17 protein-coding genes are annotated in these 23,245 nt (G+C 68.3%); 13 read left to right on the top strand and 4 right to left on the bottom strand.

Annotated features, from left to right (window positions below; genetic code table 11):
* The first annotated feature begins 96 nt into the window (after positions 1-96).
* The gene (locus tag AC1D1A_RS05295) at positions 97-618 is read left to right on the top strand and encodes a gamma carbonic anhydrase family protein (protein WP_223914204.1); all 522 of its coding nucleotides are present in this window, start codon (positions 97-99) and stop codon (positions 616-618) included.
* Between the two features lie 27 nt (positions 619-645).
* On the opposite strand, the gene AC1D1A_RS05290 is transcribed toward AC1D1A_RS05295, so the two are convergent.
* Together AC1D1A_RS05290 and AC1D1A_RS05285 are read right to left on the bottom strand one after the other, a co-directional pair.
* Positions 646-2,343, bottom strand: coding sequence for a flavin monoamine oxidase family protein (locus AC1D1A_RS05290; RefSeq protein WP_476856604.1), 1,698 nt, complete (start codon positions 2,341-2,343; stop codon positions 646-648).
* Positions 2,340-3,878 (bottom strand): amino acid permease, encoded by a 1,539-nt coding sequence (locus AC1D1A_RS05285; RefSeq protein ID WP_476947288.1) that lies wholly within the window; start codon positions 3,876-3,878, stop codon positions 2,340-2,342. Before AC1D1A_RS05285 ends, AC1D1A_RS05290 begins: the two co-directional genes overlap by 4 nt.
* A gap of 111 nt (positions 3,879-3,989) precedes the next feature.
* Here AC1D1A_RS05285 and AC1D1A_RS05280 point away from each other — a divergent pair, with 111 nt between their 5' ends.
* Positions 3,990-5,765: a PucR family transcriptional regulator gene (locus AC1D1A_RS05280; RefSeq protein ID WP_476859174.1), complete on the top strand. Its 1,776-nt coding sequence runs from the start codon at positions 3,990-3,992 to the stop codon at positions 5,763-5,765.
* On the opposite strand, the gene AC1D1A_RS05275 is transcribed toward AC1D1A_RS05280, so the two are convergent.
* Complete coding sequence (locus AC1D1A_RS05275) at positions 5,744-6,550, bottom strand: nitrilase-related carbon-nitrogen hydrolase (RefSeq protein WP_476947287.1); 807 nt, start codon at positions 6,548-6,550, stop codon at positions 5,744-5,746. The two genes, AC1D1A_RS05280 and AC1D1A_RS05275, sit on opposite strands and share 22 nt — an antisense overlap.
* 240 nt (positions 6,551-6,790) lie before the next feature.
* Here AC1D1A_RS05275 and AC1D1A_RS05270 point away from each other — a divergent pair, with 240 nt between their 5' ends.
* From AC1D1A_RS05270 to AC1D1A_RS05225, 10 genes are all read left to right on the top strand, one after another.
* Complete coding sequence (locus AC1D1A_RS05270) at positions 6,791-7,981, top strand: ROK family transcriptional regulator (protein WP_243180206.1); 1,191 nt, start codon at positions 6,791-6,793, stop codon at positions 7,979-7,981.
* A 131-nt stretch (positions 7,982-8,112) separates the two neighbouring features.
* Entirely contained in the window at positions 8,113-9,669 is a 1,557-nt protein-coding gene (gene mmsA / locus AC1D1A_RS05265; protein ID WP_476849130.1) for a multiple monosaccharide ABC transporter ATP-binding protein, read from the top strand.
* 54 nt (positions 9,670-9,723) lie between these two features.
* The gene (mmsB, locus tag AC1D1A_RS05260) at positions 9,724-10,992 is read left to right on the top strand and encodes a multiple monosaccharide ABC transporter permease (RefSeq protein WP_476856608.1); all 1,269 of its coding nucleotides are present in this window, start codon (positions 9,724-9,726) and stop codon (positions 10,990-10,992) included.
* Between the two features lie 65 nt (positions 10,993-11,057).
* Positions 11,058-12,161 carry a substrate-binding domain-containing protein gene (locus tag AC1D1A_RS05255; RefSeq protein ID WP_476856609.1) on the top strand — a complete coding sequence of 368 codons (1,104 nt, stop codon included), beginning with the start codon at positions 11,058-11,060 and terminating at the stop codon, positions 12,159-12,161.
* Positions 12,162-12,466: 305 nt separating this feature from the next.
* Entirely contained in the window at positions 12,467-13,915 is a 1,449-nt protein-coding gene (locus tag AC1D1A_RS05250; RefSeq protein WP_476947286.1) for an ABC transporter permease, read from the top strand.
* Positions 13,916-13,917: 2 nt separating this feature from the next.
* Positions 13,918-14,625 (top strand): ABC transporter ATP-binding protein, encoded by a 708-nt coding sequence (locus AC1D1A_RS05245; protein ID WP_476931467.1) that lies wholly within the window; start codon positions 13,918-13,920, stop codon positions 14,623-14,625.
* Between the two features lie 183 nt (positions 14,626-14,808).
* Positions 14,809-15,879 carry a Gfo/Idh/MocA family protein gene (locus AC1D1A_RS05240; RefSeq protein ID WP_476856612.1) on the top strand — a complete coding sequence of 357 codons (1,071 nt, stop codon included), beginning with the start codon at positions 14,809-14,811 and terminating at the stop codon, positions 15,877-15,879.
* A 152-nt stretch (positions 15,880-16,031) separates the two neighbouring features.
* Positions 16,032-17,303, top strand: a complete 1,272-nt coding sequence (locus AC1D1A_RS05235; protein ID WP_476947285.1) for a hypothetical protein — start codon at positions 16,032-16,034, stop codon at positions 17,301-17,303.
* A 474-nt stretch (positions 17,304-17,777) separates the two neighbouring features.
* On the top strand, positions 17,778-18,980 hold the full coding sequence (locus AC1D1A_RS05230) for a serine/threonine-protein kinase (RefSeq protein ID WP_476947416.1): 1,203 nt from the start codon (positions 17,778-17,780) through the stop codon (positions 18,978-18,980).
* Positions 18,977-19,513 carry a mucin-associated surface protein gene (locus AC1D1A_RS05225; RefSeq protein ID WP_476859179.1) on the top strand — a complete coding sequence of 179 codons (537 nt, stop codon included), beginning with the start codon at positions 18,977-18,979 and terminating at the stop codon, positions 19,511-19,513. Before AC1D1A_RS05230 ends, AC1D1A_RS05225 begins: the two co-directional genes overlap by 4 nt.
* A 197-nt stretch (positions 19,514-19,710) precedes the next feature.
* Here AC1D1A_RS05225 and AC1D1A_RS05220 read toward each other — a convergent pair whose 3' ends face one another.
* A complete protein-coding gene (locus tag AC1D1A_RS05220) occupies positions 19,711-21,933 on the bottom strand; it encodes an NADP-dependent isocitrate dehydrogenase (RefSeq protein ID WP_476947284.1) in 2,223 nt (740 codons plus the stop codon).
* Between the two features lie 245 nt (positions 21,934-22,178).
* Between AC1D1A_RS05220 and AC1D1A_RS05215 the strand changes: the two genes are divergently transcribed.
* The gene (locus AC1D1A_RS05215; RefSeq protein ID WP_476947283.1) at positions 22,179-23,177 is read left to right on the top strand and encodes a trypsin-like serine peptidase; all 999 of its coding nucleotides are present in this window, start codon (positions 22,179-22,181) and stop codon (positions 23,175-23,177) included.
* Positions 23,178-23,245 lie beyond the last annotated feature (68 nt).

Here is a 23,245-nt window from a genome sequence, read left to right as displayed (position 1 = left end):
ATCACTTGTGGTGGTTAAACCGCGCCCATGGCAACCAGAACTGATAGCTCAACGGCATTGAAGGGCAGCAGCCGGGGCGTGTCCTAGGCTGGAGGCATGGCTCCCCTCTACGCATTCGCCGGTACCACTCCGGCCGTCCATGACTCCGCCTTCGTCGCGCCCACGGCGTCCGTGATCGGCAACGCCACCCTGGCCGAGAACTCGAGCGCCTTCTACGGCGTGTCAGTCCGCGCCGATACCGCTGCCATCACCGTCGGCGCCGGCAGCAACCTGCAGGACAACGTGGTGCTGCACGCCGACCCCGGCTTCCCCTGCACCGTCGGTGCGCGGGTCAGCGTCGGCCACAGCGCCGTGGTCCACGGCTGCACCGTTGAGGACGACTGCCTGATCGGCATGAGCGCCACCATCCTCAACGGGGCCGTGATCGGCGCCGGGTCCCTCATCGCCGCCGGTGCCGTGGTGCTGGAGGGCACCGTCATCCCGCCCCGCTCGCTGGTGGCCGGCGTTCCGGCCAAGGTCCGGCGCGAGCTCAGCGACGAGGAGTTCGCCGGTGTCCAGCACAACGCCGCCCACTATCAGGAACTGGCACGCGCGCACCGCGAACTTCACAGCGCCTGAGGAAACCGGCGCCGGGGCCGGCGCCGCTCAGTCCAGGGCTATCGGCCCGAGCTCGGAGAGCAGCTCGCCCGGTCCGGGATTCCCGGCGGGGGTGGAGCCGCCGAGGTGGTTGACCACGCCCCAGACGGCGTTGAGCCCTGTGGTGACGGCTCCCTCGGCCCAGCCGGCGGTGAAGGAGACGTCGTCTCCGGCGAGGAAGATCCCGCGCTGTTCGGCCGGCAGCCCGTCCTGTTTGAAGTGCGTGAAGAGCCGTTGCTGGTAGCGGTAGTGTCCCGGCAGGTTGGCTTTGAAGGCGCCCATGAAGTTCGGGTCGGCCTCCCAGGAGACCGTGATCGGCTGGCCCACGATGTGGCTGGCGATATCCACCCCGGGGTAGATCTGCTGCAGCGAGTGCAACATGAGCTCCGCCCGTTCCTCCGCGGTGAGCGAGAGCCACTTCAGCGCGTCGTCGTTCCAGGTGTAGGACAGCAGGATCACGGCCGGCTGGTCCGGGCCGTTGTCCAGCAGGTAGGTGGCACGGTTCAGCCGGTCGGTCAGCGTCATGGACAGGACCTCGCGGCCGGTGGCCGGGTCGATGTCCTTCCAGAACGGCCGGTCCACCATGACGAAGGTCTTGGAGGACTGCATGTAGTGGGAGCGCTCGATCGCCGTCCACAGTTCGGCGGGGAACAGGGCCTCGTCCGTGTGGATCCTGGTCGAGAGCAGCCATGACTGGCAGGTGGTCACCACCGCCGGGTAGGCGGATTCGCGACCCCAGCGTTCCCGGATCCGGAAGTCGCCGCCGCCGTCGCGGGCGATGCGGTCCACGGCGCCGCGCGGCGCGCCTGCGTGCAGCGAGGCCAGCGAGGTGCCGTCCGGCCAGTGGGCCATGCCCGACGGCGCGTGCTCCCACAGTGCCTCGGGGAGCCGCTGCGCGCCGCCGTCGATGAGCCGGTGCCGGTCATCGGCGTCGGTGTAGACCACGCGAAGGATTTCGAGGATCGAGTTGGGGAAGTCGGTGTCCCAGCCACCGGTGCCGAATCCCACCTGCCCGAAGGCCTCGCGGTGGGCGAATCCGGCTTCCTTGAAGGAGTCGCTGCCGGCGATGAAGCCGTAGAACGTCTGCTCGTCCAACTGCGGGAGCAGCGCGTTCCAGAGGTCCTTGATCCGGGCTGTGTCCCGGGCGCGGATGGCGTCCTGCATCTCGGCGAACGCGGCGCCGTCGTTCACGGCAGCCTTCCACGCGTCCGCCACCTCACGGAAGAACGGCGGCAGGTCCGCGGCGGTCTCGGCATAGTATTTCTGGCCCGCGAGCTCGATCACCGTGCTGGAGGTCGCCGGCGCCAGCGGATTGGGGAAGGCCCGGGTCTGCAGCCCGAGCAGGTCCACGTAGTGGTAGAAGGCCTTGCCGGATTCCGGGAAACGCATTCCGCCAAGGTCCGCCACGATCCCCGGCGCGGACGGGAAACTGGCGGTCCGCAGCCGGCCGCCGATCCTGTCGGCCTCGTAGACAACCGGCCGCAGGCCCAGCTTCATGAGCTCATACGCGGTCACCAGTCCGGACAGTCCGGCACCGACGACGGCGACCTCCGTCCCGTACAGCTCGGGCGGCACCGATCCCAGGCCCTCCGGGTGGGCGAGGTAGTGGTCGTAGCTGAACGGGAAGTCCGGATTCAGCATGGTGATGGGCGCCGCGCCCGCTTCAGCGGCGGACCGGGGAGCCGGAAGTTCGGTGGCGATGGTCATGAGATCTCTGCCTTCATTTCCTGGGGTGTGGTGGTGTTGTCAGGGTGGCGGCTAGATAGGTCAAGGTAGTCCTCGTGGCTCAGCGCAGCCACCCTGGAGTTCTTCCGGCCGTAGCCGAAGTAGGCGGCACAGCCAACGAGCATCCAGGCCCCGAACACCGCCCAGGTCTCGGCGCCGAGGTTGGCCATGAGGTAAGCGCACATGAGGGCGCCGAGAACCGGTGTCAGCGGAAAGAGCGGGACGCGGAAGCTGCGAGTGAGTTCGGGCCGGGTCCGCCGCAGGTAGATGACAGCCACGTTGACCAGGGCGAAGGCGAACAGGGTACCGATGCTGGTCGCGTCCGCGAGGGCACCGAGCGGCACCAGGCCGGCGGTCAGTGCGACGGCGGTGCCCACGATCAGGGTTCCGGCAGCCGGCGTGCCGGTCCGGGCCGAGATCCGGCCGAAGACCTTGGGCACCAGGCCGTCGCGCGACATCGAAAGCAGGATCCGGGTCTGCCCGTACAGCACGGTCAGCACGATGCTGGCGATGGCGAGCACGGCGCCGACGGCGAACACCACGCCAACCCACGGCTGGCCGGTGATTTCCTCAAGGATCTTCACCAGGGCCGCCTCGGTGCCGTCGAACCAGCCCCAGGGGCGCGCGCCGATGGCGGCGACGGCCACAAGCACATAGATGCTGGTGACGATCAGCATGGAGAGCAGGATGGCCCGCGGGAGGTCGCGCTTGGGATTCCGGGCCTCCTCGCCGGCCGTGGAGGCGGCATCGAAGCCGATGTAGGAGAAGAAGACCCGGGAGGCTGCGGCGGAGACGCCGGCGGCGCCCATCGGCATGAGGGGTTCGAAGTGTCCGCCGTTGAAGGCGGTGAAGGCCACGGCGCAGAAGAACAGCAGGATGCCGACCTTGACCAGGACGATCGCCGTGTTGATCCAGGCGCTCTCCTTGGCGCCGCGGACCAACAGCACGGTGGCCAGGGCGACAATCACGATTGCGGGCACGTTCAGCACGCCGCCGGCTCCCGGCGGTTGCGAGATGGCGTCCGGGAGTTCCAGGCCGAAGACCGCCAGGGCCTCGTTGACATACTGGCCCGCACCGACCGCGACGGCGGCCACGGAGACGGCGTATTCGAGCACCAGGCACCAGCCGCAGATCCAGGCCATGCCCTCGCCCATGGTGGCATAGGTGTAGGAGTAGCTGGAACCGGCGGCAGGGACCAGGCCGGCCATCTCCGCGTAGGACACGGCGGAGAGCAGGGCGGCGAAGCCGGCGATGGCGAAGGAGATCCAGATGGCCGGGCCGGCGAGCGGCACCGACTGGCCCAGGATGACCAGGATGCCGGTGCCCAGGGTGGCGCCGACGCTGATCATGGTCAGCTGCAGGACACCGAAGCTGCGGACCAGCCGCGTGCCGCCGTGTCCGGTCTCGGCCTCGCGGACCAGCTGTCCGATCGGCTTGCGGCGCAGGAGCTGGGCGGTGAGCCCGGGACGGCCGGCTTCCGCCGGCGGGCGTTCGCCGATCAGAGTTGGCACAGTCATCATTGACGTCCTTATCTTCAGTAGTGGTCGGTTTCCCGAACCAACCCTAGGCGTGTGAGCCACCTCTCAAGGTTGTGCAAAACGACCTGTAGTCTTCACTCATGAGACTTAATGCACTTGGACTCCGCCGGCCGGGCGGCCGGCACGGGGGCCGCGGCCGTGGCTGCTGAGGACCCGGAGCGGCTCGGCTTCGTCACTCTGGCGCAGTTCCTGGGCCAGTTGCCGGCACTGGCCGTCGTGCACGACGGCGGCAACGGCCAGGAGCGCCTGCGCTGGGTGGAGCCCAGCGAACTGGAAGATCCCACCCCCTACCTGCTCGACGGCGAGTTCCTGCTCACGGCCGGCCTGCCGTTCGTGGGCGGGGGCGGCAGCGAGGAGGCGGTGGACGCTTACGTGCGGCGCCTGGTCCAGGCCCGCGTGGGCGCCCTGGGCTTTGGCCTGGAACCGTACTTCAACGCCGTGCCCGATGCCGTGGTGCGGGCCTGCCGGCAGCACAACCTGACCCTGGTCGCCATCCCGGAGAGCCTCCCGTTCGCCGCGCTGGGACTGGAATTCTCCCGGCTCCTGGAGTCGGACAACGCCAAGACCTTCCGCCAGTTGGCCGACACCAGCCGGCAGCTCATGCGCGCGGTCTTGTCCGCGCGCCCCGAGCACGAACTCCTCGCGGCCCTGGTCCAGCGCGTCCCGGTTTGGGCCGTGCTGGTCGGCGCCGACGGGCGGGTGCGCGCCCGCGGTTCGGGCCCCTCCCCCGGTCCGCGGGCCGCCGGCGCCGCTGCCGGCACCGTGCCGGGAGTTGACTCCGCCGACCTGCAGCCGCTGCTGGCCCGGCTGCTCGCCGGCAGCGGTCCGCGGGTCGAGATGGATTCGTTCGACGCCGCGGGCTCGTCCCTCGTCTTCGGGTATCCGCTGCGCAGCACCCGGGACGCCAACCTCGGCGCGCTCATCCTCGGCACGGACGCCCCGCTGACCCCGGCCCAGAACAGCGTTGTCTCCACCGCGGTCGGGCTGCTGGAACTGCTGGTCCGCCAGCGCATCAGCGGCTCCCTGGCCCCGAGCCAGCTGGCCACGGCGCTGCTGCTGCACCCGGAGAGCGTGGCCTCGGGATCCGCACGGCATGTCAACGGGTTCAAGGACCTGCTGGCCCAAAGCATCTCCTCCACCCGGTCCGGCCAGCTGCGGGTCGTGCAGGGTCTCCGGATTGACGCCGCCCCGGACAGCTCCCGGACCCCGGGCGGACCGGGTGAGGCTCCGGTGCGGGCGTTGCTGGAGTGGCGGCGGCTGTTCGACACAAAGCTCGTGGAGCTCACCGAGTACGGCTTTGCCGCCATTACCCGGTTAAAGGTCGACGACGCCCTGCTCGCCGAAGTGGAGCGGCTCGGCTGGCGCCTGGTGATCGGCAGCGGCACCGATTTCGCGAACCTGCCGGAGGCTTACCGGCACGCCGCTTCACTGCGCAACCGCGTTCTCACGAGCCGCCGGAGCGTCCGGGCGGATGACGTGACGTGGTCGGTGGCCGGCCTGCTGGGACCGGCTGCCGGCACCCTGCTGGCGGGCCATCTGCTGGCGCCCCTGCTCGCCCTCGAGCCGGAGCGCCGCGACAGCCTGCTCGGCATCCTGCGGGCCTGGCTGGGCGAAAACGGAAGCTGGGACGCCACGGCAAAGGCCACGGGACTGCATCGAAACAGCGTCCGCCGGCAGATCGGCATCATCGCTGAGCTGCTGGGCTTAGACCTCAACCAGGCCCAGGCGCGCGCGGAACTCTGGATCGCCCTGCAGTACCAGGCCGAGCCTGAGCCGCCCACCCCGGCCACCGCAGGTCAGGCGTCCAGTGCACCGGCCAGCGCAGGTCAGGCGTCGGCTGCCGGTCAGACTCCCCAGGAGCGGTAGACCTCCGGGCGGCGGTCGCGCAGGTAGTCCACGGCGTCCTCGATGCCGTCTGCCGCGGCACGGCCGGTCTCACCCAGCTCGGCAAACAACAGTTCCGGCCCGGCCCCGGCCGCGGCCAGGACCGAGCCGTCCGGGCCCGCGACGATGCTGCCGCCGCGGAAGTCGCTGTCATCCTCCGAACCCGTGTGATTGGCGTAGGCGACCGTCAGCTGGTTCTCCAGGGCGCGGGCCCGGATCAGCACCTGCGGCACGACGTCGAATCCGCCGGCGAGTGCCGTCGGCACCAGCAGCAGGTCCGCGCCGCGCAGGGCGGCCGCCCGCGCCGACTCGGGAAACTCGATGTCGTAGCAGATGACCAGCGCCGTTTTGTGCCCGTGGAAATCCACGACGCCGGGGGAAGCCGCGGCGGGTGTGAACGCCGCCCGCTCGTCCGGGCCGAACAGGTGCACCTTGTCGTAACTGAGCAGCTCCTCGCCCGCCTCGTCGACCAGGGTGGCGGAAATGTGCCACCCGCCGGCCGGCGTCAGCGTGGGCAGGCTGTAGACCAGGGCGATGTTGTTGCGCCGCGCGATGCCGGCCAGGGCTTCCCGGAGCGCGGGCAACCTGCCGGGATCGAACGCCTCCCGCAGCCGCCGCGGCGCGTAGCCCACGGGGAAGAGCTCCGGGGTCACCAGCAGCTGCGCGCCCGCGGCGGACGCATTGCGCGCCGCGGCCTCCACCGCGGCGCAGTTCGCCTCGATGTCCAGCACGGCGGAGTTCGCCTGCATCAGGGCCAGCAGCACCATTACCACCTCACGTTTCCGGACGCCTCCGCGGTCGCGGCGGGTTCTCCCGACCAGAGTAGCCGTGGCCCGGAACGCGGGGTGTGGTGCAATTCCACCCGGCCAGCGTGCCGGCGGGGCAGAACGTCCTTGCCGCGGAGACGGCGGGTGCTGACCGCCCTCTCCCCGACATTCGACCGGCGCGGCCGTTATCGTTGCGTTAACTTCTTGACTACAAGGCGCGAATGCGTCACGCTTCATAGCATGCCCTCACCAACGCGCTCAACGAGGAGCCGAACCAAGAACCCCGGATCGCAGTCCGCCCTCCGGCATTTGAACCAGCAGCGGATCATCGAATGCCTCCTCGCGGGCCCATCCACGCAGGCGGAACTGGCCCGCCAGACCGGGCTTTCGACAGCCACGGTCTCGAACATCGTCAAAATCATGCAGGACGCCGGGCTGGCCTCGACTGAACCGATCACCAGTTCCGGGCGGCGCGCTCTGAACGTCCGGCTCAACAGCAACGGAGCCGTCGCCGTCGGAATCGACTTCGGCCGGCGCCACCTGCGCGTCGTGCTGGCCTCGCTGAGTTACCACGTGATCGCCGAAGAGTCGGTCCTGCTGCCCCTGGGCCATCACGCCGAGGAAGGCATCCAGGCCGCCGTCGGCGTGCTGGACCGGCTGCTCACGGACAGCGGTGTGGAACGCAGCGCCCTGGTGGGTGCCGGCGTCGGAATTCCCGGCCCGATCGACCGCCGCACAGGCACCGTGGCGCAAGGCGCGATCCTGCCCGAATGGGTGGGCATCAACATCCTCAAACGCCTAGAAGAAGCGCTGGAACTCCCCGTCTTTGTGGACAACGACGCCAACCTGGGCGCCCTCTCCGAGGTCACCTGGGGGCCGCACAGCGGCATCAGCAACCTGATGTTCCTCAAGATCGGCTCGGGCATCGGCGCGGGGCTGATCCTCAACGGCGCCCCGTACTACGGCAACGTGGGCATCACCGGCGAAATCGGCCATGCCACCATCCACGAGCACGGGCTGATCTGCCGCTGCGGGAACCGCGGCTGCCTGGAAACCATCGCCTCCACCACCACCATGATCGAGCTCCTGAGCCGCGGCGAGGACCGGCCGCTCTCGCCTGGGGACATCGTTCGCAAGGCCCTGGAGAAGGACTCCGCCACGCTCCGTGTCGTGGACGACGCCGGGCTCGCCGTCGGGCGCGCGCTGGGCAACGTGGCGAACCTGATCAACCCCGAGGTCATTGTGGTCGGCGGCCCGCTGGCGGGCCTTGGCCAGCTGCTGCTGGACCCGATCCGGCGCGGCCTGATCCGCCACGCGGTGCCGGTCATAGGCGAGACAACCACCCTCACGATGTCGTCCCTGGGCGACCGGGCCGAGGCCCTCGGGGCCACGGCTTTGGTCTTCCAGCACGCCGGAATCCGGCGAAACTAACCATTTCGTTATGTGGCTGTTGCGTTAAAGACTTGACGACAAGGGCTGTGATCCAGTTTACTTTTCCATCAGACGGCCCTGCGGTTTGCAGGGGCGGACAACGAAGTCATGCATTGGAGGCGTAAGGGCAGATGACGTCCCTCAACACGCACAGTGATCCGCTAATCCTCGAGATGCGATCCATCACCAAGGAGTTCCCCGGCGTTAAAGCTTTGGCCGATGTGAGCCTGCGGGTGAAGGCCGGCGAGATCCACGCCATCTGCGGTGAGAACGGCGCCGGGAAATCGACCCTGATGAAGGTACTCTCAGGCGTGTACCCCTACGGCACGTACACCGGGGACATCGTTTACCAGAACGAAGTCCAGGAGTTCAAGGACATCAGGGCCAGCGAGCACGCCGGCATCGTGATCATCCACCAGGAACTCGCGCTTATCCCCGAACTGTCGATCATGGAGAACATCTTCCTCGGCAACGAGCCCACCAAGCGCGGCGTGATCGACTGGGCCGAGGCCCGGACCCGGTCCACCGAACTGCTGGCCCGCGTGGGGCTGCGCGAGGACCCGGACACCCCCATCAAGGAGATCGGCGTCGGCAAGCAGCAGCTGGTCGAGATCGCCAAAGCCCTGAACAAGTCGGTCAAGCTCCTGATCCTGGACGAGCCCACGGCGGCGCTGAACGAGTCCGACTCCCAGCACCTGCTGGACCTCATGCTGGGCCTCAAGGGCCGCGGAATCACCTCGATCATCATTTCGCACAAGCTCAACGAGATCGAACAGATCGCCGATGAGATCACGATCATCCGCGACGGCAAGTCGATCGAGACCCTGAACGTCAAGGCCGACGGCGTCGACGAGGACCGCATCATCAAGGGCATGGTGGGCCGGACCCTGGAATCCCGGTTCCCGGACCACGAGCCGAAGATCGGCGATGTCCTCTTCGAGGTGAAGAACTGGAACGTCGGGCACCCGCAGATCCAGGACCGCCTGGTCTGCAAGAACTCCAGCTTTTTCGTCCGCCGCGGCGAGATCGTCGGGTTCGCGGGCCTGATGGGCGCCGGACGCACCGAACTGGCCCGGTCCGTGTTCGGGCGCTCGTACGGCCGCTTCATCTCGGGCCATGTCTACAAAGAAGGCAAGGAACTGCAGCTCAAGAGCGTCCGCCAGGCGATCGACGCCGGACTCGGCTACGTCACCGAGGACCGCAAGTCCCTGGGCCTGAACCTGCTGGACGACATCAAGGCCACCACGGTCTCGGCAAACCTGCGCAAGATCAGCAAGAACTTCGTGGTGGACGCCAACAAGGAATACGCCGTCGCGGAGGAATACCGGAAGTCGCTGCGGACCAAGACGCCCTCCGTGGAGGAAGGCGTCGCAAAGCTCTCCGGCGGCAACCAGCAGAAGGTCGTGCTGGCGAAGTGGATGTTCACCGACCCGGACGTGCTGATCCTGGACGAACCCACCCGCGGGATCGATGTCGGGGCCAAGTACGAGATCTACGGCATCATCCAGAAGCTGGCCAACGAGGGCAAGGCCGTGATCGTCATTTCCTCGGAGCTGCCCGAGCTGTTGGGCCTCTCGGACCGGATCTACACGATTTTCGAAGGCGCCATCACCGGCGTCCTGAACAAGGACGAAGCCAGCCAGGAAAGCCTCATGAAACTCATGACGTCCGCCCGCAAGACCGCTTGACCCTTTGGGACAAACCAGAACAATCCGAACACCCCGGACACAAGGACTGAAACAATGAACGCGCTCAAGAAGCTCTTTGGCGGCAACACCCGCCAATTCGGCATGATCTTCGCCCTGGTTGCGCTGATCGTGTTCTTCGAGATTTTCACGGAGGGCCGCACGCTCACATCGGGCAACGTCATCAACCTCTTCAACGGCAACTCCTACATCCTGATCCTCGCCATCGGCATGGTGCTGGTCATCATCGCCGGGCACATCGACCTCTCGGTCGGTTCCGTCGCGGCCTTCGTGGGTGTCTGCGTGTCACTCTTCATCCGCGACTGGGGGCTGCCCTGGTACATCGGCGTCCTGATGGGGCTCGGGCTCGGCGCCCTGATCGGAATGTGGCAGGGATTCTGGGTGGCCTATGTCGGCATCCCCGCGTTCATCGTGACGCTGTCCGGCATGCTGATCTTCCGCGGCGCCAACCAGTTGGTCGGCAAGTCGAACACCATCCCGGTTCCCACGGATTTCCAGTACATCGGCTCCGGCTACCTGCCCGAGTTTGGACCGAATACCGGCTACAACAACCCCACCATGCTCATTGGCCTGCTCGGCGTCGCGTTCGTGATCTTCAGCGAGATCCGCTCCCGCCGCAACGCCAAGGCCCTCGGTGCCGAGGTTCCCGAAGCGTGGGTCATGGTTATCAAACTGGTGCTGGTCTCCGGCGCCATCCTCTACGCGACCTACCTCTTTGCCACCGGCCGGCCGGGCACCTCCTTCCCCGTGCCGGGCCTGATCCTGGCCGTCCTGGTCCTCGTGTACGGCTTCATCTCCTCCAAGACCGTTATCGGCCGCCACATCTACGCCGTCGGTGGCAACCGGCACGCCGCCGAGCTCTCCGGTGTCCAGTCCAAGAAGGTCAACTTCCTGGTCATGATGAACATGTCCTTCCTGGCCGGCCTCGCCGGCATGATTTTCGTCGGCCGCTCCACCGCCTCAGGCCCGTTCGACGGCGTCGGCTGGGAACTGGACGCCATCGCCGCCGTGTTCATTGGCGGCGCCGCGGTCACCGGTGGCGTGGGCACCGTGATCGGCTCGATCATCGGCGGCCTGGTCATGGCAGTCCTGAACAACGGCCTGCAGCTGCTCGGCGTCGGCGCCGACCTCACCCAGATCATCAAGGGCCTGGTGCTCCTGATCGCCGTCGCCTTCGACGTCTACAACAAGACCCAGGGCAAGAGGTCCGTCGTCGGGATGCTGATGAAGAACTTCAGCCGCAGTAACGAGATCAAGGCCGACGAGACAACCCAAACCACAGACGTCATCTCCAGGGGAGCCTGAGCGGCTCCCCCGGTTCCCCAACCCCACAATTCTCCGCACACCACCAAAAGAAAGTGAACCAAGCAATGCGAATGATTGGTAAAGCAGGAAAGGCAGCAGCAATCGCTGCTATTGCGGCACTGGCGCTGACGGCCTGCGGCCGTTCCGACACCGGGACTACCGGCGGTTCGAGCTCCGGAGGCGAAGCATTCCCGAAGGGCTCGTCGATCGGCGTCGCGCTGCCCCAGAAGACCTCGGAAAACTGGGTTCTGGCGGAGCAGCTGTTCAACGACGGCCTCACCAAGGCCGGCTACAAGCCGGATGTGCAGTTCGCCAATGGCGGCGTTTCGGATCAGCAGAACCAGATTAGTGCCATGATCACCAAGGGCGACAAGCTCATCATCGTCGGTGCCATCGACGGTGCGCAGCTGGGCACCCAGCTCAAGCAGGCCAAGGATGCCGGCGCCACGATCATCGCGTATGACCGTCTGCTCCTGAACACCCCGGACGTGGACTACTACGTGGCCTACGACAACTTCAAGGTCGGTGAACTCCAGGGCCAGGCGCTGCTGGACGGCATGAAGGGCAAGAAGCCGGCAGGCCCGTACAACATCGAGCTCTTCGCAGGTTCCCCTGATGACGCCAACGCGAAGGTCTTCTTCGACGGCGCCATGAGCGTCCTGAAGCCGAAGATCGACGACGGCACCCTCAAGGTCCTTTCGGGCCAGACGAGCTTCGAACAGGCCGTTACCCAGGGCTGGAAGGCAGAGAACGCCCAGAAGCGCATGGACACCCTGCTCGCCGGAACGTACGGCAGCGCCCCGCTTGACGGCGTGCTGTCCCCGAACGACACCCTGGCCCGCGCGATCATCACCTCTGTCAAGGCCGCCGGCAAGCCGATCCCGGTTGTCACGGGTCAGGACTCCGAGGTTGAGTCGGTCAAGTCCATCATGGCGGGCGAGCAGTACTCCACCATCAACAAGGACACCAATGCACTCGTTGACCACTCGATCACCATGGTCAACGACGTCCAGGCAGGCAAGAAGCCGGAGATTAACGACGACAAGTCCTACAACAACGGAAACAAGGTTGTTCCCGCGTACCTGCTGAAGCCGGTCATCGTCACCAAGGACAACGTCCACACGGCGTACGAGAACGATCCGGTCCTCGGCCCGATCACCAAGCAGTAGTTCCTTATCTGGGCGACCGCTTCACCGGCCGCGCCAGAGTACAGAGCCCCGGCTCTCCCGCAAGGGAGGGCCGGGGCTCTTGCGTTGGCAGTGGCGCACCGGCCGTGGTGCGCCGGCCGCGACCTTGGCGGTGACTTTGGCGGTGACCTTGGCGGTGACCTTGCCTGTGGCGAGGCGCTTCACAGCAGATCCATAGCTCCCGGGGGAGGTTCGCACAGCGGCCCGTACCACTGTGGGACCAGCGCCGGGCATCGGGCCCGGCAGGAGATACCCCCCAGAGACACCCAAGAAAAACTAGGAGCACCGTGAGCGTTCTTGCCCGGAGTGTAGGCAACGCCTTTCGAAACAAGGTCAGGACCGCCGCCGTGGTGGCGGTCCTGGCCGTAGCCATTGGACTTGCCCTGGCCATGCTCGTGGCCAACCAGTCCGTCACCGGCAAGGTTGCCGAGCTGAACGCCTCGGTGGGCACGGTCCTGACCGTGAACCCCGCCGGCGGCCAGGGGTTCGAGGGCGGCGGCGAGCCGCTGACGTCCGCCCAGGCAGCGACGGCGGCGGCCGTCCCCAACGTCAGCAGCGTGGTCGGCACCAAGGCGCTGCGCCTGCGCAACGCCGCTGACATTGCCGCCGAGGCCGCGTCAGGACGGACAGGCCAAGGCGGCCCCGGCGGCCAGTCGGCCACCTCCGTCACCACGAGCCTCACGGCCGCCGTCGACGCCGGCACCCTCGGCAACCGTAACCAAGCCAGTACCGGCGCCACCGGAAGCAGCACCTCGGGCAGTACCGGCAGCACCGCGCAGGCCGCGCCGGCGTTCTCGCTGCCCATCACGGCAACGGGCATCGGCGCCGAGGTGGACTCCACCGGCAAGGCCCTGCAGCTGACGCAGGGCACCGGCCTGGGCAACTACACCGCCGCGTCCACCGGCGCCCTGCTGGGCACCACCCTGGCCACCAAGAACGGCCTCAGCGTGGGCTCGACGTTCACCATCGGGGACCAGAGCTTCACCGTCCGGGGGCTGTTCGACGCCGGGACCGCGTTCGGCAACAATGCGCTCTACGTGACGCTGCCGACCGCCCAGACCCTCGCCGCGCTCCCAGGCGAACTCTCCACCATGATCGTCACGGTCAACAGCATGGAAAACGTCGACGCCGCCAAGACCGCCCTGCAGGCGGCGCTGGGCTCCGACAAGGCCGACGTCACCCAGGGCCAGCGGAACCTTGAGACCGCCGTCAGCTCGCTGGACAGCGTCAAGAACATTTCCTTCATCGCCTTCGTCGCGGCCCTTGGCACCGCCGGCCTGATCATCCTCCTGATCATGGTCATGCTGGTCCGCGAACGACGCCGCGAGATCGGTGTCCTGAAGGCCATCGGCGCCCCGAACCGCACCATCGGCCTGCAGTTTGTGCTGGAGGCCCTCGTGCTGGTGGCCATGGGCAGCGTGGTGGGCGCCGCCGTCGCCTCCCTCGCAAGCGGCGGCATCGCCAGCGCCCTCATCAGTTCAAGCAGCAGCACGAGCGCGGCGGCCACCGGCCAGCGCGGCGGCGCTGGCGGCTTTCCCGGTGGCGGGTTCCCGGGCGGGGCGGGCGGACCGCTGGGCGGGGCCAGCCAGCTGCTGACCTCCGTGACGGCGAGCGCCTCCCCCGACGTCATCGCCGCGGGCATCGCCGCAGTTTTCGGCGTCGCCATCATCGGCGCGCTCGTCCCGGCCCTGCTCACGGCCCGCATTCGTCCCATCGAAGTCCTCCGAGGAGAATAGCCATGATCGAAGTCAAGAACCTGGTCCGCACGTTCAAGTCCGGCGACCGGACCATCAAGCCGGTCAACGATGTCAGCTTCGAGCTGGAGCAGGGCACGCTGGCCTCGATCGTGGGCAAGAGCGGCAGCGGCAAGAGCACCCTGCTCTCCTTGCTCGGGGCGCTGGACAAGCCCACCAGCGGCGACGTGGTGGTCAACGGCGTGAGCCTGGCCAGCATGCCCGACGGGAAACTGACCAACTACAGGCGCCGGGACATCGGCTTCGTGTTCCAGCAGTTCAACCTGATCCCGAACCTCTCGGCCGTGGACAACGTGATGCTGCCGATGGAATTCGCCGGCGTGCGCAAGGCGGCGCGGGCCGAGCGGGCCCGGCAGCTGCTCGAACAGGTCCAGCTCGATCCGGAGAAGCACGGGCGGCGCATCAACCGGCTCTCCGGCGGCGAGCAGCAGCGGGTGGCGATCGCCCGGGCGCTGGCGAACGAACCCAAACTGATCCTGGCCGATGAACCCACCGGCAACCTGGACGAGCAGACCGGCGAGCACATCATCGAGCTGCTCAGCACGCTCAGCCGGGACCACAACACCACCATCCTGGTGGTCACCCACGACCGTGCCCTGGCCAACAAGACGGACCGGCGCTTCCGGCTCCAGCAGGGCCGGCTCACCGAGGAAACGGCCCGGACCCGTGCGACGGCGGCCCTGACCGGCTGAGGACCGGCCGGCGGCGGGGACTTCGGCGGCGGAGCTGCGGGCAGGCCTTGGGGGCCCGCCCGCGGCTCCGGCGTCGGGGCGCCGGGGCTGAACTTCGTGAGACTGGATCTCCGCGTCGAACCTCCGCCATGCCAGGGCCGTGAACACCGCGGCCCGCCCGCCCCTGGGTGAGAAGATGGCATCATGTCTGCCCTCATCGCAAAGCCGTGGCTGTTCAGCCAGCCGGACCAGGACCCCCGCACAGCCACCGGTGCCAGGCTGCGCTGGGGTGTCATCGCCACCGGCGGGATCGCCGCTTCGGTCACACGCGACCTTGGGCTGCTGGCGGATGCGGAACTGTACGCCGTCAGCTCCCGCACACAGGCGGCCGCGGACGCGTTCGCGGCCGACTACGGCTTTGTCCACGCCTACGGTGACCAGGAGGGCGCCAGTGGCTATGCCCGCTTGCTCGCCAATGACGCCGTCGACGTCGTCTACGTCGCCACCCCGCACGCCCACCATCACAAGATAGCCCTCGCCGCCCTCAACGCCGGCAAGCACGTGCTGTGCGAGAAGGCCCTCACGATCAATGCCAGGGAAGCAGCCGAGCTGATCGCGGCGGCCCGGACCAACGGAGTCTTCCTGATGGAGGCGGTGTGGAGCCGGTTCCTGCCCAGCATGCAGCGGGCGTTCGAGATCGCTGCCTCGGGCGAGATCGGCGAGGTGAAATGGGTCGGCGCCGACCTCGGCTTTCCGGCGCCGTACTCGCCCGGTTCCCGGCTTTGGGCACCCAAGGACGGTGGCGGCGCCCTGCTGGACATGACGGTCTATCCCCTGCTCTGGGCGCTCGGCACCCTGGGGTTCCCGCAAACGGTCAGCGCCACCGGCTGGCTGAACGACGACGGCGTCGACGCCCAGAATGCGTTGACGCTCGGTTACCACCACGGCGCCCAGGCCCAACTGACCTCGTCATTGATGGCCTACGGCCCCCGCACGGCCACCGTCGCCGGCACCAAGGGCTACCTCCAGAGCCCCGGCTCCATCAACAACCCGAAGGAACTGCTGGTCCGGATCGGCTTCGAGGGGCCCCGGACGGAGCAGTTCACCGTGGTGGGACGTGGCTACACCTACGAGCTCCGCGAGGTCACGCGGTGCATCCAGCAGGGCCTCACCGAGAGCCCGGTCATGCCTCTGGAGGACTCCCTGAACACCATGCGGCTTTTCGACGGCGTACGCGCGCAGCTCGGCGTGAGCTACCCCAACGACGCCCACTAACCGCCTCGCATTTTCCACGCCCCAGGCAACGGACCCGGCGCATTCCAAGTGTCTCGGTATGCCTACAGTTTCGGCCCCGCTCTGGACTCTCCTGTTGGGGCCGACTTACCCTGTAGGCAATTGTCCAGTCTTCCGGGATCGGGGGTGCGCGCATGGATCCTGCAGCAGCGTCCTCCCGCGCGGGCCGCACCTTGCGCCCCCTGCGCCCCTTGCGGCGCGTGCTTTTGGCCGCCGTCGCCGGCGCCGCGTGGCTGACACTGACCTGCACGGCCGCGCAGGCGGACGACGCCTGCGCGTTCTACGGGACGGCCGACGACGCCGGGGAGAGCACGGCCGCCGCCTCCTGTACGGACGCCGACGACCTCCCTGTTCCCTCCCTCGACGGCGTGGTTTCCGTGGACATCTCTGCGGTCCCGGCGGGCGCCTGGGCGGCGGGCGCTGTTCCGGGGCCGGGAGCAGCTTCCGCGGACGTCGTTCATGCCGACCCGAACGGGCCCGCGGACACCGCCCCTGACCCGGCGGTTCCCGACGCGCCACCGCCCGCCCCTGGGCAGGCGGCACCGGACCCGGCGCTCCCCTCCCCGGTACTCCCTGACCCTTCGCTCCCTGCGCCGGCACTCACCCCGCCGGCAACCGGGCCTGTGGTGGACCCTGCGGTTCCGGTCCCCGGTGTTGTTCCGCCGGTGGTGGACCCTGCGGTACCGGTCCCCGGCGTCGATCCGCCGGCCGTGGACCCCGCGGCTCCGGCTCCAGCACCTTCGTCGCCCGGCGACCCGGCGGCCCCGGCTCCGGCTCCGGATCCAGCAACTCCGCTCCCCGGCGACCCTGCGGCCGGGCCACCAGACGGCGTCGTTCCAGACGGCGTCGTTCCAGGCGGCGTCGTTCCAGGCGGCGACGTCGCGGCGGGATCGCCTGCGGGGACGCCGGCCGCTGTCGATGGCGAATCGGCACCGGCGGGCGCCGCAAAAGCGACCGCCGCCAACGCAGCACCAGCTGAACTGCCGGCGCCTGCCCCCACCGGCACCGTGGCGGCCCGTCCGTTCCCGGCGTCTCCTTCCCCGGGTGCCACTGTTGCCTATCCCGCCTTGCTGATCCCTGAACCCCGGGGCGCGGCAGCTGTCCAGTCCGGCGCTGCCCCGCCGGCCAAGGCCCCTGCCGGGACCGGTGAACCGCCGGCTCCCTCCGGCAACCCGGGTCCGGGCCCATGGCATGGCGGAACGGGACTGCCTGCGCCTGACGCACTCCCGCCGGCTCCGGGCTCGGGGTCCGGCAGCGGGCACTCCGGCGGCGGGCCTGCCGGAACGGCTGCGTGGATGCCCAGCCTGGTCTTCTACGTGCCCACCATCGGGGCCGACGCCATCGGCGGACCGCTCCAGCACGAGTACGCAGCCGTTAGCGCTGATCCCGGTTCTTCTCCTGACTAGTCGGGCCGTCTCTGCCTCCACAGAGCACGGCCCGTCGGGCTGCCTTCGCCGCCCGCCAACAGTCACCCAGGAGAATCCCCCATGGACACGACCGTCCACCGCCGGGCTTCCGGCACCCCATTTCCCGCCGGCCTGACCCTCTCAGCGCCCGCCCACCCCGAGCGTTCCGGTCCGCAGCCGAGGCCCGGCTGCAAGCCCCGCCCGCCCTAGCGCATGCCACCGCTCCCATCAAGGTCCTGTACCGCCGGAGCAAGGTCGTTGGGTCCGCTGGGGGACCCAACGGCATGCTCCGGCGGAGGGGCGTCCGCGGGTGGGCGTCCGGTGAGGAAAGACGCTTCGGCGCCGGGACCGGAGGTCCCCCACGCACCACGCGGACCGCAATCAGATACCCGTACCCGTATCATTCTTTAGGAGCGCCGCCGGGGCGCACACGAAAGGTACGGGGACAGCGTGGACAGTTCGCCCAACAGCATCATGGCGGAGCCCCTGGGCGGCCGCTATCAGCTGGGGGAGGTGATTGGCCGGGGCGGCATGGCGTCGGTCTACACGGCCAAGGACCTGAACCTTGGCCGGGACGTTGCCCTGAAGCTCTTTGCACCGCAATCGGCGGATCCTGACGAGCTCCGCCGCCAGGAAGCGGAGATCGAACTGCTGGCGACCCTGAATCATCCAAGCCTGGTGACGCTGTTCGACGCCGGGACGGACACCCGGATTCCCGAGGAGCCCCGGCCCTTCCTGACCATGGAGCTCGTGGACGGCCAGGATCTGCGGACCCGGATCCGCCACAGTCCCCTGCCGCTGGCCGAGTTGGCCGTGGTGGGCGCCGGGATCGCCGATGCCCTCGCCTACGTCCACGGCCTCGGCATCGTCCACCGGGACATCAAGCCCGCCAACATCCTCCTGGTGCCGGTCCGGCCGGGAGAGCCGCTTCGGCCCAAGCTCACAGACTTCGGCATCGCCCGGATCATCGACGGGACCCGGCTGACCGCCACGGGAACCATGGTGGGAACCGCCGCCTACCTCAGTCCCGAACAGGCCCGCGGGGCCGACCTCGGTCCGGCGAGTGATATCTACTCGCTGGGCCTGGTCCTGCTCGAATGCCTCAAGGGCGAGGTGGAGTACCCGGGCAGCGCCGTCGAATCCGCCGTGGCCCGCCTGCACCGCGCCCCCGTCATCCCGGACGCCGTGCCCGAGGAGTGGGCCCGGCTCATCAAGGCCATGACCGTCCTGGACCCGTTGGACCGCCCCGCGGCCGCCGATCTCGAGGCAGCTTTCCGTGTTGCCCTCGTTTCCCCCGGATCGCTGCCGGGGCCGGTCACAACGGAACCCACCCGGGTCCTCCCGGCCCCGCCGGCAAGGCGGCCCCGCCCACCCAGGCCCGGAGCCGCAACGGCTGCGGCGTCGAGAACACGCCCCCTGAACTCGCTGGACCCGGATGCCCTGCCGCTGCGGCCGCGCCGCCGCCGCTCCGTGTCGCGCGGGGCCGCATGGTTTCTCCGGGCCCGGCCCCGCACCCGCGTGGCCGTGCTGCTCGCCGTGCTGGCAGTCCTTGCCGTCGTGGCGACGATCGCGGTCGCCCTGTCCGTCCCCGCGGCGCCCGACGTCGTCCCCTACCCCACCGTCACCGGACCGCTCGGCGATCACCTGAGGGAACTGCAGAAGGGTGTGGAACCATGAGCGATTCGCGAACCGCCGGGCAAGACCGCGGCCGGGTGAGGTATCGGGTGTCCGCAAGCCTCCTTGCCGGACTGCTGGCCGCCGGGGCTTTGGCCGGTTGCGGCTCCCCCGCCCCCGAACTGGGCAGCGGCGCGGCCCGGCAACTCCAATCCGAAGTCTTGGCTGTCAGCCAGGCTGCAGCCGCCAACGACCCGGAGGGTTCCCTGAAGCACCTTGACGAGTTGCTGACCCGGCTGGATGCCGTCGCCGCGAGCGGCGAGGTGTCCTTCAGACGCCACCAGAGCATCAAGTCATCGATTGACGCCGTCCGGGCGGACCTTACCGCGCAGCAGGCGGCCGAGGCGGCCCGGAAGGCTGCGGAAAAAGCAGCGGCTGACAAAGCGGCAGCCGACAAAGCAGCGGCTGAAAAGGCTGCCGCGGCTCAGGCAGCAGCCCAGGTCGCTGCAGCGCGGACGGCCCCGGCCGCCGTCGCCCCGGCCCCGGCCAAGGCCGCCACCGGGAAATCGAAGCACAAGGGCAACGGCAAGGGCTGACCCCGCAGCCCTCCCCCGCCCGGCTGCCCCTCTTTCCTGCCATCCTCCGACCAGCCATTCCTACGACCAGCAGCGACGCGCGCACCGGAATCCCGGGCGGACAGCAGAACGCCCCGCCTCCCTTTCGGGAGACGGGGCGTTCTGCGTGGCGGCCGGCCCGGACGCTGCCTGAGGTCTGGCGCCGGTTGAGGCTGGGACTACTTGGTCAGCGTCGCAAGCACTTCGCTGAACTTCGCCGACGGGCGCATGACCGCTGCAACCTTGGCCGCATCCGGCCGGTAGTACCCGCCAAGGTCCACCGGGGAACCCTGGACGGCCAGGAGTTCGCCGGTGATGGTGTCCTCGTTGGAGTTCAGCGCGTCAGAAACGGCGGCGAAGGCCGCGGCGAGCTCGGCGTCGTCGTTCTGGCTGGCCAGTTCCTGGGCCCAGAACTTGGCCAGGTAGAAGTGGCTGCCGCGGTTGTCCAACTCGCCGGCCTTGCGCTTCGGGGACTTGTCCTCCAGCAGGAACGTGCCGGTGGCCCGGTCCAGGGTGTCGGCCAGGACCTGGGCGCGGGCGTTGCCGGTGCTGGTGGCGAGGTGCTCGAAGCTGACGGCCAGTGCGAGGAATTCACCCAGGCTGTCCCAGCGCAGGTGGTTTTCCTTGAGCAACTGCTGGACGTGCTTCGGGGCGGATCCGCCGGCGCCGGTCTCGAACAGGCCGCCGCCGTTGATCAGCGGTACCACCGAAAGCATCTTGGCGCTGGTGCCCAGTTCCAGGATCGGGAAGAGGTCGGTGAGGTAGTCGCGGAGCACGTTGCCGGTCACCGAGATGGTGTCCTCGCCCTTGCGGAGGCGCTCCACCGTGAAGGCCGTGGCCTCATCCGGGGACATGATGGCGATTTCCAGGCCCTCGGTGTCGTGGTCCTTGAGGTATTCCTCCACCTTGGCGATCATCCGGGCGTCGTGCGCGCGGCCCTTGTCCAGCCAGAAGACGGCGGGCGTGGCGGAGGCGCGGGCACGGGTGACGGCCAGCTTCACCCAGTCGCGGATCGGCACGTCCTTGGTCTGGCAGGCGCGCCAGATGTCGCCCGGGGCAACCTTGTGCTCGATCAGCACCGTGCCGGCGTCGTCAACGATCTGGACGGTGCCGGCGGACTGGATCTCGAACGTCTTGTCGTGGCTGCCGTATTCCTCGGCGGCCTGGGCCATGAGGCCGACGTTCGGGACGGTGCCCATGGTGGTGGGATCGAAGGCCCCGTGGGCGCGGCAGTCATCAACCACGACCTGGTAGATGCCGGCGTAGCTGCTGTCCGGGAGGACGGCGAGCGTATCGGCTTCCTGGCCGTCGCGGCCCCACATGTGGCCCGAGCTGCGGATCATGGCCGGCATCGAGGCGTCGACAATGACGTCGGAGGGCACGTGCAGGTTGGTGATGCCCTTGTCGGAATCGACCATCGCGAGTTCGGGGCCCTCGTTGAGGCCCTTTTCGATGGCTGCCTGGACCTCGCCGCGGATCTCCTCCGGCAGGTCCTCGAGGCCGTTGAGGATGGAGGCAAGGCCGTTGTTGGGGCTCAGGCCGGCGGCGGCGATCTGCTCACCGTAGGTGGCGAAGAGGTCCGCGAAGTAGGCCTTGACGACGTGGCCGAAGATGATGGGGTCCGAGACCTTCATCATGGTGGCCTTGAGGTGGGCGGAGAACAGCACGCCCTCGTTCTTGGCCCGGGCGACCTGGGCTGCGAGGAACTCATCCAGGGCCGCGGCACGCATCACGGTGCCGTCGATGACCTCGCCGGCCAGGACCGGGAAGGCACGCTTGAGGACCTTGACGGTGCCGTCTTCCTTGACGAGCTGGATCTTGATGTTGGTGTCGGCCTCGATCACCACGGACAGCTCGTTCGAGCGGAAGTCGTCGGCGTCCATGTGGGCCACGTTGGTATTGGACTCCGGAGTCCAGGCGCCCATGCTGTGCGGGTTCTGGCGGGCGTAGTTCTTGACCGAGAGCGGGGCGCGGCGGTCCGAGTTGCCTTCGCGCAGGACCGGGTTCACGGCGGAGCCCTTGATCTTGTCGTAGCGGGACCGGATGTCCGTTTCCTCGTCCGAGGAGGGGTTGTCCGGGTAGTCCGGCAGCGCGTAGCCGTGGCCCTGGAGTTCGGCGATTGCGGCCTTCAACTGGGGCACGGAGGCGCTGATGTTGGGCAGCTTGATGATGTTGGCTTCGGGCGTCTTGGCGAGTGCACCAAGCTCGGCCAGGGCGTCGCTGACGCGCTGCTCTTCGGTGAGGTAGTCGCCGAACACGGCGATGATGCGGCCGGCCAGCGAGATGTCGCGGGTCTCCACTTCCACACCGGCCGTCGAGGCGAACGCCTCAATGATCGGCAAGAACGAATAGGTGGCCAGCATCGGCGCTTCGTCGGTGTGGGTATAGATAATCTTTGCCATTGCGCGGGCGTCTCCCTGAAGGTCTGGGTATTTCCGGAATCTTGTGTTATCTCAACACCCCTAACTTACCCGAGGTGCCCCCGTTGGCGCCTACCGGCGTCGTGCGCGGACGGATGAGTGACGTCCCAACACGGCATAACAAAAATTGACAAGCGACTTTACAGGTTAGTCAAATTGCCGTAGTTTCGTTCCATCCAGCGGCCGCCAACAGCGGCCGCCCCGCTTTTCCACCGGTTAGGACACCCATGAGAACACCCAAGACTCTGGCCACCAGCCTGCTGACTCTTTCGGCCGCCGCGCTGCTGGCCCTGAGTGCCGCGGGGGCGGCCACGGCCTCCCCCGCACCGGCCAAGGCACCGGTTTCCACCTCCGATGTCGCCAGCCACACCGTCACCGAGACGGGCGCGGCCGACTACTGGACCGCGGAACGCATGCGCAGCGCCGTCCCCGGCGACGTCCTGGCCGACAGGGCCATGAAGCGCAACGGCAAGGCCACCGCGGCCAGGGGCCCGGCGGAAACGGGCGCGCCGAGCAAGGTCGAGGCCGCGGCTCCCAAGCTGCAATCCCAGACGCTCCAGACCAAGACCAATGCCAGCGAAACCCCCGTCCCGCACATCGGCAAGGTCTTTTTCACCCTCGGCGGGACGAACTACGTCTGCTCCGGCAACTCGGTCTCCTCCGGCAACAAGAGCACGGTCTCCACGGCCGGGCACTGCGTGAATGAGGGCCCGGGCGCCTTCGCCACCAAGTTCACGTTCGTCCCGGCGTACCTGAACGGCGCGGCCCCCTACGGCAAGTGGACGGCCAAGGCCCTCTACGCCCCCACCCAGTGGAGCTCCTCGGGTGACATGACCTACGACACCGGCTTCGCCGTCATGTCCACGCTCAACGGCCAGTACCTGAGCGACGTCGTCGGCGGCTCCGGGCTGCAGTTCAACGCCGCCCGCGGCCTGAGCTACAAGTCATTCGGCTACCCCGCCGCAGCGCCCTTCAACGGTGAATCCCTCAAGAGCTGCTCCGGCACCGCCACGAACGATCCCTACAACCCGCAGTTCAACACCCAGGGGATCCCCTGCAACATGACCGGCGGTTCCTCAGGCGGTCCGTGGTTCATCGGCACCAGCGCCGCCGGCTACCAGAACTCCATTAACAGCTACGGCTACGGCAGCAACTCCACCACGATGTACGGTCCCTACTGGGGCAGCGTGATCCAGCAGGCCTACACCACGGCGGCCGCTTCCTGATCTGAGGGCGCGGGGCCCCGTTCGCGCGGGGCCCCGCGCTCCGTTCGCGGGGGCCTGTTCGCGGGGCC

Source organism: Arthrobacter sp. P1_B9, from assembly GCF_056406495.1.
Note: the sequence above shows the minus strand (reverse complement) of the source record. Positions and strands in the feature narration are given on the sequence as shown.

Bases quoted from the DNA above. Each gene is read 5' to 3' on its own strand.
- AC1D1A_RS05295 (WP_223914204.1), top strand. From the start codon at position 97: ATGGCTCCCCTCTACGCATTCGCCGGTACCACTCCGGCCGTCCATGAC.
- AC1D1A_RS05290 (WP_476856604.1), bottom strand. From the start codon at position 2,343: ATGACCATCGCCACCGAACTTCCGGCTCCCCGGTCCGCCGCTGAAGCG.
- AC1D1A_RS05285 (WP_476947288.1), bottom strand. From the start codon at position 3,878: ATGACTGTGCCAACTCTGATCGGCGAACGCCCGCCGGCGGAAGCCGGC.
- AC1D1A_RS05280 (WP_476859174.1), top strand. From the start codon at position 3,990: ATGCACTTGGACTCCGCCGGCCGGGCGGCCGGCACGGGGGCCGCGGCC.
- AC1D1A_RS05275 (WP_476947287.1), bottom strand. From the start codon at position 6,550: ATGGTGCTGCTGGCCCTGATGCAGGCGAACTCCGCCGTGCTGGACATC.
- AC1D1A_RS05270 (WP_243180206.1), top strand. From the start codon at position 6,791: ATGCCCTCACCAACGCGCTCAACGAGGAGCCGAACCAAGAACCCCGGA.
- mmsA (WP_476849130.1), top strand. From the start codon at position 8,113: ATGACGTCCCTCAACACGCACAGTGATCCGCTAATCCTCGAGATGCGA.
- mmsB (WP_476856608.1), top strand. From the start codon at position 9,724: ATGAACGCGCTCAAGAAGCTCTTTGGCGGCAACACCCGCCAATTCGGC.
- AC1D1A_RS05255 (WP_476856609.1), top strand. From the start codon at position 11,058: ATGCGAATGATTGGTAAAGCAGGAAAGGCAGCAGCAATCGCTGCTATT.
- AC1D1A_RS05245 (WP_476931467.1), top strand. From the start codon at position 13,918: ATGATCGAAGTCAAGAACCTGGTCCGCACGTTCAAGTCCGGCGACCGG.
- AC1D1A_RS05240 (WP_476856612.1), top strand. From the start codon at position 14,809: ATGTCTGCCCTCATCGCAAAGCCGTGGCTGTTCAGCCAGCCGGACCAG.
- AC1D1A_RS05235 (WP_476947285.1), top strand. From the start codon at position 16,032: ATGGATCCTGCAGCAGCGTCCTCCCGCGCGGGCCGCACCTTGCGCCCC.
- AC1D1A_RS05230 (WP_476947416.1), top strand. From the start codon at position 17,778: ATGGCGGAGCCCCTGGGCGGCCGCTATCAGCTGGGGGAGGTGATTGGC.
- AC1D1A_RS05225 (WP_476859179.1), top strand. From the start codon at position 18,977: ATGAGCGATTCGCGAACCGCCGGGCAAGACCGCGGCCGGGTGAGGTAT.
- AC1D1A_RS05220 (WP_476947284.1), bottom strand. From the start codon at position 21,933: ATGGCAAAGATTATCTATACCCACACCGACGAAGCGCCGATGCTGGCC.
- AC1D1A_RS05215 (WP_476947283.1), top strand. From the start codon at position 22,179: ATGAGAACACCCAAGACTCTGGCCACCAGCCTGCTGACTCTTTCGGCC.